Origin of the sequence: Caulobacter sp. S45 (genome assembly GCF_903642205.1) — a bacterium.
Classification (GTDB): Bacteria; Pseudomonadota; Alphaproteobacteria; order Caulobacterales; family Caulobacteraceae; genus CAHJWH01.
Window position 1 is genome coordinate 1 of sequence record NZ_CAHJWH010000141.1, and the last position, 8335, is coordinate 8335.

Below are 8335 nucleotides of genomic sequence, written 5' to 3' on the forward strand. Positions count from 1 at the left end.
TCTTCCACGTCGGCGCGCCGGGCGCAGCCGTCACGACCTGGTTGAGGACCACCTTCCGCCAGGACGACGAGCCGCTCCGCCGGGCCGCCGTGGCGGCTCTGGCGCTGGGGCTCGACGCCCGCGTCGCCGGCTGGCCGGCCGAGTTGCTGGAGCTGCACCCCGCCGCCCATGCGCGCCTGGCCGCCTTCCTGTCGGCGAGCCGCCCCTACAATCCCGAGACCTTCTCGCGCGACGTGGCCTTGGTGACCGGCCTGGCCACGCCGGTGGGACCCCTGACCCTCTCCATCCCCGATCCCGCCGACATGGAGAGTCTCGCGCCTCGCGCCCGGCGGGCGGCCGGCGCCTTCTGTCGACAGGTGCTGCAGTACGGGACGGCCCCGGCCCGCGCCTGGCTGGCGGAGGTGGGGACCCGACCCTGGGCGGAGCTGCACGTGGATCTGCGCACGCTGGAGGACTTCAACACCGAGGGCTTTCTGCGCTGCTACCACCGCCTCGCGGCCCTGCTGCGGGTGCGCCCCGACCTGGCCGGGGTCTGTGGCGCAAGCTGGCTCTACGACCCCCAGCTCGCCCACTACAGCCCGGGCCTGGCCTTTCTCCGGCGCACGGCGGAAGACGGCGGGGGACGGCTGATCCGGCTGAAGGCCGACCCGGTCCAGACCGCCTACGCCATCGCCCGGTCGCCGATCCGGCGCAGGCTGGTGGAGAGCGGGGCCTATCTTCCGGTCTGCTATGGCATGTACTGGACCCGGGCCGCCCTGCTCGCCTGGTCCGAGCGCGCCTTGGCCGAGGAGAGGTCAGCCGGACCCGAGCGCAAGCATTTGCAAGTCGTTCGCAAGTAAAGAGACGCAGCCCTGCTGCGTGCTCCGCATGGACGGCCCCGCGGGCGGACGCTATGACAGCGCTGCTTGCGGGAGCCCCCGCGGCGCTCGGCGGGAACCTGTGCGTCCCGTCCTCTCGAGCGCGCGAGCCCGCCGAACAGGAAAGACCACCACCATGCCGTCCAAGGACAGCCTCCATACCCGCCGCGACCTGCAGGTGGGCGACAAGACCTACGCCATCTACAGCCTGAAAGCCGCCGAGGACGCCGGACTGACCGGCATCTCCCGCCTGCCCGTCTCCATGAAGGTGCTGCTGGAGAACCTGCTGCGCCACGAGGGCCCCACCGTCTCCGAAGACGACCTGCACGCGCTGGCCGCCTGGACCGAGAACCGCGGCAAGGTGGAGCACGAGATCGCCTATCGTCCCGCCCGCGTGCTGATGCAGGACTTCACCGGCGTGCCCGCCGTCGTGGACCTCGCCGCCATGCGCGACGCCATGCGCAAACTCGGCGCCGACCCGGACAAGATCAACCCGCTGAACCCGGTCGACCTCGTGATCGACCACTCCGTCATGGTGGACCACTTCGGCACGCCGCAAGCCTTCGGCGAGAACGTCGACCGGGAATATGAGCGCAACGGCGAACGCTACCGCTTCCTGCGCTGGGGCTCGTCGGCCTTCGACGACTTCCGCGTGGTGCCGCCCGGCACCGGCATCTGCCACCAGGTGAACCTGGAATACCTCGCCCAGACGGTCTGGACCGCCACCGACAAGGGCGAGAGCCTGAAGATCGAGGACGGCCAGTTCGCCGACAGCGAGACCGGCGAGCCGATGGAGGTGAAGTCCACCGTCTTCGCCTATCCCGACACCTGCGTGGGCACCGACAGCCACACCACCATGGTCAACGGCCTGTCGGTGCTCGGCTGGGGCGTCGGCGGGATCGAGGCGGAGGCCGCCATGCTCGGCCAGCCCATCCCCATGCTGATCCCCGAGGTGATCGGCTTCAGGATGACGGGCAAGATGCCGGAGGGCGCCACCGCCACCGACCTGGTGCTCACCGTCACCCAGATGCTGCGCAAGAAGGGCGTGGTCGGCAAGTTCGTGGAGTTCTACGGCGACGCGCTCCAGCACCTCACGATTGAGGACCAGGCTACCATCGGCAACATGGCCCCCGAATACGGCGCCACCTGCGGCTTCTTCCCGGTCAGCCAGGCCACCATCAAGTACCTGACCGAGACCGGCCGCACCCCCGACCGAGTCGCGCTCGTCGAGGCCTATGCCAAGGAGCAGGGCCTGTGGGTGGACGCGGACACCCCTGAGCCCGTCTTCTCCGACACTCTGGACCTCGACCTCTCCACCGTGATGCCGTCGCTGGCCGGCCCCAAGCGCCCGCAGGACCGCGTGCTGCTGAGCGAGGCCTCCACCGCCTTCGCCGAGCACCTGGCCACCGACTTCGGCAAGGCCGGCCATGAGCACCACCGCATCCCGGTCAAGCCGGACGAGGGCGAGGAAGCCTTCGATGTCGGACACGGCGATGTGGTCATCGCCGCCATCACCTCCTGCACCAACACCTCCAACCCCAGCGTGCTGATCGCCGCCGGCCTGGTCGCCCGCAAGGCGCACGCCAAGGGGCTGAAGGTGAAGCCCTGGGTAAAGACCTCGCTGGCGCCCGGATCGCAGGTGGTCACCGACTACCTGACCAATGCCGGCCTGCAGGCGGACCTGGACGCGCTCGGGTTCAACCTGGTGGGCTATGGCTGCACCACCTGCATCGGCAATTCCGGTCCCCTGCCCCAGAACGTCAGCGACGCCATCAACGCCGACGACCTGGTGGCCGTCAGCGTCCTGTCCGGCAACCGCAACTTCGACGGCCGCATCAACCCCGACGTCCGCGCCAACTACCTGGCCTCGCCGCCGCTCGTGGTCGCCTATGCGCTCGCCGGTTCCATGCTGTTCGACATCACCCGCGAGCCGCTGGGGACCGGAAGCGACGGCACGCCGGTCTATCTGCGCGACATCTGGCCGTCCTCCGAAGAGATCGCCACCCTCCAGCGCGAGGTGGTGACCAATGCGCTCTTCGCCACCCGCTATGCCGACGTGTTCAAGGGCGACGAGCACTGGCAGGGCATCCAGGTGGCGGGCGGCGAGACCTACGGCTGGGAGAACGACAGCACCTACGTGCAGAACCCGCCCTACTTCGAGGGCCTGTCGATGACCCCCAAGCCGGTCGTCGACATCCAGGAGGCGCGCATCCTGGCCATCTTCGGCGACAGCATCACCACCGACCACATCTCGCCCGCCGGCAACATCCGCAAGACCTCGCCCGCCGGCCAGTACCTGATCGCCCACGGCGTGGACGCTGCCGACTTCAATTCTTACGGCGCCCGCCGCGGCAACCACGAAGTCATGATGCGTGGCACCTTCGCCAACATCCGCATCAGGAACAGGATGACGCCCGACATCGAGGGCGGCGTCACCAAGCACCATCCCTCCGGCCAGGTCATGGCGATCTACGACGCCGCCATGCAGTACCAGACCGAAGGCCGTCCGCTGGTGATCTTCGCCGGCAAGGAATACGGCACCGGCTCGTCTCGCGACTGGGCTGCCAAGGGCACCAAGCTGCTGGGCGTGCGGGCGGTGTTCGCCGAGACCTACGAGCGCATCCACCGCTCCAACCTGGTCGGCATGGGCGTGCTGCCGCTACAGTTCCAGGTGGAGGGCTGGGCGCGCCTGGGCCTCACCGGCGAGGAGCTCATCACCATTCGCGGCCTGAACCAGCTCTCGCCCCGCAAGACGCTGATGGTGGAGCTGTTCCGCCCGTCCGACCACAAGGTGGCCCGCTTCCCGGTCACCTGCCGGATCGATACGGAGACGGAGCTCGACTATTTCGAGGCCGGCGGCGTCATGCCCTACGTCCTGCGCAACCTCGCGCGCGGCGTGCACGAGCCGGAAGGCGAGCCGCAGCTGCAAGCGGCGGAATAGGCCGCTCTCCTCGGGCGTGACAGGGCTGCGCGCAAACATCCTCCCCATCGCCGATGGGGAGAAAGCGAGCTACTGCGGTCCGACGCTGTCCGTCGGTCCCACCGTCGGATTGCCCTCCGGCCCGGTGGGCGCCACGGCCGAACCCCCGCCGCGCGGCGTGAGACCCGGCTGACCGATCTTGGCGGTGTTGTGCTGCGCCTCGGCCGCTTTCAGGCCGGCGACACCGTGCGGCGGCTCACCCAGCGGGCCGTAGCCGGCGCATCCGGCCAGCGGTCCGGCGAGCACGGCCGTAAGGATCAGGGCGAGGCGGCGGGGCGAAGGCGTCGACATGCTTGGCCAACGGCGCGCCAAGCGCGATGTTCCGCGGCGGTCATTGCAGGCCGCGCCGCTCTCGGAGCCGCCATGATCCGCCCCGGCCCGCTGAACCTGATCACCGACGTGCCGGGACTGAGGGTCGGCCACGCCACCGACGAGGCCGCGCGCACCGGCGTCACCGTGGCGTTGCTCCCCGGCGGCTGGACGGCGGCGGCGGACGTGCGCGGCGGCGGCCCGGGCGAGCGGGACGTCTCGGCGCTGGGGCTAGAGAACCTGGTAGGTCGCGCCCACGCCATCGTGCTGAGCGGCGGTTCCGTCTATGGCCTGGCCGCGGCGGACGGGGTGACGGTTGCGCTTGCCCAAGCGGGTGAAGGCCTGAGGCTGAATCCGGCCGACCCCTTGGTGCCGATCACCCCGGCGGCGATCCTCTATGACCTGGGCAATGGCGGCGACAAGGCCTGGGGGCTCGAGCCGCCCTATCGCCGGCTAGGAATGGACGCGGTGGGCGCCGCCGCCGAGCGCTTCGCTCTGGGCGCGGTGGGCGCAGGGCGCGGAGCGATGGCCGGCGCGCGCCCGGGCGGTCTCGGATCGGCGTCGGTCGTGCTCGGCGATGGTCTGGTCGTAGGGGGGCTGGCGGCGGTGAACCCGCTCGGCTCCGTGTTCATGGCGGACGGCGAGACGCCCTGGGCGTGGCCGTTCGAGATGGACGGCGAGTTCGGCGGGCAACGGCCGGAGGGGTTCGCCATCGATCCCGAGCCTATGCCGGACCTCTCGCGACTGGGCCGGCGGGCGCGGCCCGGCGCGAACACCACCCTGGGGGTCATCGCGGTGTCGGCCGCCCTGAGCGGGGCGGAGTGCAAGCGCATCGCCATCATGGCGCATGACGGCATGGCCCGCGCCATCCGCCCCGCCCATACGCCCTTCGACGGCGACATCGTCTTCGTGGCTGCGAGCGGCGATGGCGCGCTGGCGGGAAGCCGCGCAGTAGAGGTGGCGCGGATCGGCTCGGCCGCGGCGGACTGCCTGGCTCGGGCCATAGCTCGGGGAGCCTGGGAGGCGGCCCGCCAGGCTGGAGGTCAGACGGGAGGTCGAGGCCCCCCGAGCAGCCCGTAGACGCCGGGCGTCATCGCCAGCACGCCGATCACGCCCAGGCCCAGATTGCCGAAGCTCGCCTTGCCGCCGAGGATCAGCACCGTCGCCGCCACCAGCAGGCAGGCGCCCAGCGCGGTCAGGGCCGCATAGAGGGTCTGGGCGGAGATCACCTTTCCGGATGCGGCGGGTCCGGGTGCGACGCGAGCCTCAGGGGTCGCAGTCGGCAGGACGACCGCCGGACGCGGCTCGGACTCGATAACCGGCGGCGGAGGCTCGGCGTCGTTTGCAGGCGGCCGAGGCTCGGTGGAGATCGCCTCAGGAAGGGACGGCGGCGGGAGCGCACTAGACGAAGGCCCCTGCGCCAAGGGCGCTTGCGCCGAGGGCGCTTGCGCCGAAGGCGCCTGCACCAAGGGCGCCTCGTCGCCGTCCGCTTCGGCGCCCGGCGCGAGGGTCGAGGGGATCGGCTCCAGGGCGGTCGCCTCGGCGACGCCGGATGCAGGTTCAGGCGTCGGCTCAAGGTCAGGGGATGTCGGCTCGGGATCGGGGACCAGCTCGCGCAGCCGGGCCTGGACCGTGTTGGCGGCGCTGAGGGTGGCCGAAGGTGCGGCCGTGGCCTCGACGGGCGGCGCCTCCGCCTCGTGCGGTCCCTCCACGGCCAGGGGCCGCAGCACCGCGCTCGGCGACTTGGAAAAGCCTTCCGGCAGGCCGAGGAAGTGCGCCTTCTCGGCCGCTCGGCGGCGCACCAGGGCATCCACCACCTGGGCGCCGGCGCCAAGTTCGGCGTGGCGCCAGCGCTCGATCTCGTCGGCGGCTTCGAGCTCAGCTCCGGCGTTCACCCGCGCGAGGGCGCTGGAGCGGCGGAAGTTGCCGACCCCGATGTTGAAGGCGAAGGCGGTCAGGGCCTCGAACTGGCGCTGTGTCACCGGCGCGAAGAGGGCGGCCTGCACGCCCTCCGCCGCCGCGCTGAGGTCGTAGAGCAAGAGGGCCTCGGCGTCCGACCGGGTGACGTGGGCCCCTTCGCGAGCGGAGCGGGTGTGGCCATAGCCGACGGTCCAGCCGGCCTCAGCCGCCGGCTGGGCGGTGGGCTGGAAGGTCTCGAAGCGGGTGACGAGTTCGAGGGCGGCGCGCGACAGGCGCGGATGCAGCTTCATGTGATCCAACTTGACCCAGCCGTGGCCTTGATTGCCAGACGAAGCAAGATGAAGGCCGAAGGCGCCATCCTGGTTAACTCGCCTTCACGTTGATTTACTTGGCCGCGATTTGGAACCCTCACGGCGGGTTAAGACTGTGGCGACATTCTGGCCACCTGTGATGGGCGGAGCCGGTTGCGGCCGAGTGTCGGCCGCGGGGACGGCGCCTCCCGTGGGGGAGATCACCACAGATGACACCTTGCAAGCCATGGGCGGGGATCGCCCTCATAGGCCTGACGGCGCTCGCCGGACCCGCCTTCGCCCACAAGACCGAGCAGAGCGCCACCGCGTCGGCGATAGGCAAGCAGGTCGCGGTACAGGCCGCTCCCGTCAAGCCCGTGCCAGATGTGGCTGAAGCCTTCGATGCCGACGCCGGGCTGGAGGCCCGTGAAGCCTTCGGCGCTGAGGTGTCCAGCGCTCAGGCATCTAGCGCTCAGGCATCTAGCTCTCAGGCATCCAGCGCGGCTGTGGTCGACCCGACTGCGCCGGCCATCGCCACATTGAACGCCCAGTACGCCCTGCTGCGCGCCTCGGCCGCCCCCAAAAGGGCCGTCCCGACCGACACGCAGCCAACCTCGGTGGCGCTGGCGCGGGCGGCCGTGGAGTCGGCGCAGGGCTTCGCCGACTACATGCAGCGCGCCTCGGCCATGCGCCCGGACTATGTGGACGCGGCGGGCGTGTCGCGGGCGCTCAGGGCGGGCGGCGTCTACGAGGCCGGCCAGCTGCAGGAGGGCGCGGTGGCCTATGTGGCCCTGGCTGCGCTGCAGGACCGGGCTTTCGTGGCGGCAGTCGGTGAGCTTGGCCGAGATCCGCAGGTTCGGCCGGCCCTTGTCTTGAAGCTGGCGGCCGATCCTCGCGCCGTGCTGCAGACCCGGGGCGCGGACGCCGCAGCCCTGCGGGCGGCGGCGGCGCTGGGGCGACTCGGCGGCTCGCTCTACGGCTCTGGCGCAGCCGTGAAGCAGTCCGCCTACGACATCCAGCACAGCGCCTGGTCAAAGGTCTCTGTGGTCGAGCCCGAAGCGACCCTGGCGGAGATCAAGACCCGCTCTACAGTGCGTGAGGCTCTGGCGGCGGACCGCGGCCAGGCCATGATCGCCTCACTGGTGCGGCTGCGCCAGGGCGGCGGCGCCGACGGCTCGGGCAAGCTGACGCCCGTGGTCGCCCGCGGCCTCACCCTGGCCGCGCTGGCGGTGCTGGGCGAGGCGGGCGAGGAGCACGCCGACCGGGTGCAGGCCCTGCTCACCGAAGCCTCCAGCGCCCAGTGCCTGAAGATGGCGCGGCTGAACCTGTACCAGTGCCTGTCGGTGGCGGGACCGAACTACGAGGACGTGTTCTGCCTGGGCCAGCACGCCATGATGGAGACGGCGCGCTGCGTCGCCGACGCGTCCGGCTGGAGCCCCTCGGCGGTCGAGCCTGCGCGGCCGGTCGAAGCCCCCGTGGTCCAGGCGGCTTCGATCATGGTGCCCGTGGCCTTCACGCCGGGGGAGCCTGTCGCCGGGCCCGCGGCCCTGGAGCCCACCGTCGTCGAACCGACTCCCTCCGTGGCGCCGGCGCCGGTCGGGATTCCCACCACGGCGACGACGCTTCAGATGGCCTCCGCCGGAATGGGCTGAAACGCGGCTGAAGACCCGGAGGCGGAGCGGTCGATCTGCTCCGCTCTCCCTCGACCCCTAGTAGCCGTGGGGGCGGCGATGGTGACGATGCATGGGGAAGTTCGGTACGTAGTACAGGTCCAGGCCGCCTATGCCGGCGGCGACGTTCACCCCCGTGCTGCCCTCGATGCTGAACGGCTGCAGGCTGAAGCTGTGGCTGGAGCCGCCGACCAGGGCGTTGCCGCCTATGCCGACGCCCAGCGTCGCGCTGGCCGGTTCGCGCAGCACCGCGATGAGCTTGGCGTCGGGCAGCGTGGCGGCGATCCGGGCCTGGGCGGCGAGATCGTG

General features: G+C 71.1%; 7 protein-coding genes. 4 read left to right on the top strand and 3 right to left on the bottom strand.

Annotated elements, in window-relative coordinates:
- On the top strand, positions 1–839 hold an 839-nt coding region (locus tag HUV06_RS12760; RefSeq protein WP_174301641.1), incomplete at its 5' end, for a hypothetical protein.
- Between the two features lie 154 nt (positions 840–993).
- Entirely contained in the window at positions 994–3798 is a 2805-nt protein-coding gene (acnA, locus tag HUV06_RS12765; RefSeq protein ID WP_174301642.1) for an aconitate hydratase AcnA, read from the top strand.
- Between the two features lie 69 nt (positions 3799–3867).
- Here the strand turns inward: acnA and HUV06_RS12770 are convergent, their stop codons facing one another.
- Complete coding sequence (locus HUV06_RS12770) at positions 3868–4128, bottom strand: hypothetical protein (protein WP_174301643.1); 261 nt, start codon at positions 4126–4128, stop codon at positions 3868–3870.
- 72 nt (positions 4129–4200) lie between these two features.
- Between HUV06_RS12770 and HUV06_RS12775 the strand changes: the two genes are divergently transcribed.
- Entirely contained in the window at positions 4201–5226 is a 1026-nt protein-coding gene (locus tag HUV06_RS12775) for a P1 family peptidase (RefSeq protein WP_174301644.1), read from the top strand.
- On the opposite strand, the gene HUV06_RS12780 is transcribed toward HUV06_RS12775, so the two are convergent.
- On the bottom strand, positions 5190–6356 hold the full coding sequence (locus tag HUV06_RS12780) for a lysozyme (RefSeq protein ID WP_174301645.1): 1167 nt from the start codon (positions 6354–6356) through the stop codon (positions 5190–5192). The two genes, HUV06_RS12775 and HUV06_RS12780, sit on opposite strands and share 37 nt — an antisense overlap.
- Before the next feature lie 230 nt (positions 6357–6586).
- On the opposite strand from HUV06_RS12780, the gene HUV06_RS12785 reads away from it, so the two are divergent.
- Entirely contained in the window at positions 6587–8008 is a 1422-nt protein-coding gene (locus tag HUV06_RS12785; protein WP_174301646.1) for a hypothetical protein, read from the top strand.
- A 57-nt stretch (positions 8009–8065) separates the two neighbouring features.
- Here the strand turns inward: HUV06_RS12785 and HUV06_RS12790 are convergent.
- Positions 8066–8335: DUF992 domain-containing protein (locus HUV06_RS12790; protein WP_174301647.1), on the bottom strand; the 270-nt coding region annotated here is incomplete at its 5' end.

Bases quoted from the DNA above. Each gene is read 5' to 3' on its own strand.
- acnA (WP_174301642.1), top strand. From the start codon at position 994: ATGCCGTCCAAGGACAGCCTCCATACCCGCCGCGACCTGCAGGTGGGC.
- HUV06_RS12785 (WP_174301646.1), top strand. From the start codon at position 6,587: ATGACACCTTGCAAGCCATGGGCGGGGATCGCCCTCATAGGCCTGACG.
- HUV06_RS12780 (WP_174301645.1), bottom strand. From the start codon at position 6,356: ATGAAGCTGCATCCGCGCCTGTCGCGCGCCGCCCTCGAACTCGTCACC.
- HUV06_RS12770 (WP_174301643.1), bottom strand. From the start codon at position 4,128: ATGTCGACGCCTTCGCCCCGCCGCCTCGCCCTGATCCTTACGGCCGTG.
- HUV06_RS12775 (WP_174301644.1), top strand. From the start codon at position 4,201: ATGATCCGCCCCGGCCCGCTGAACCTGATCACCGACGTGCCGGGACTG.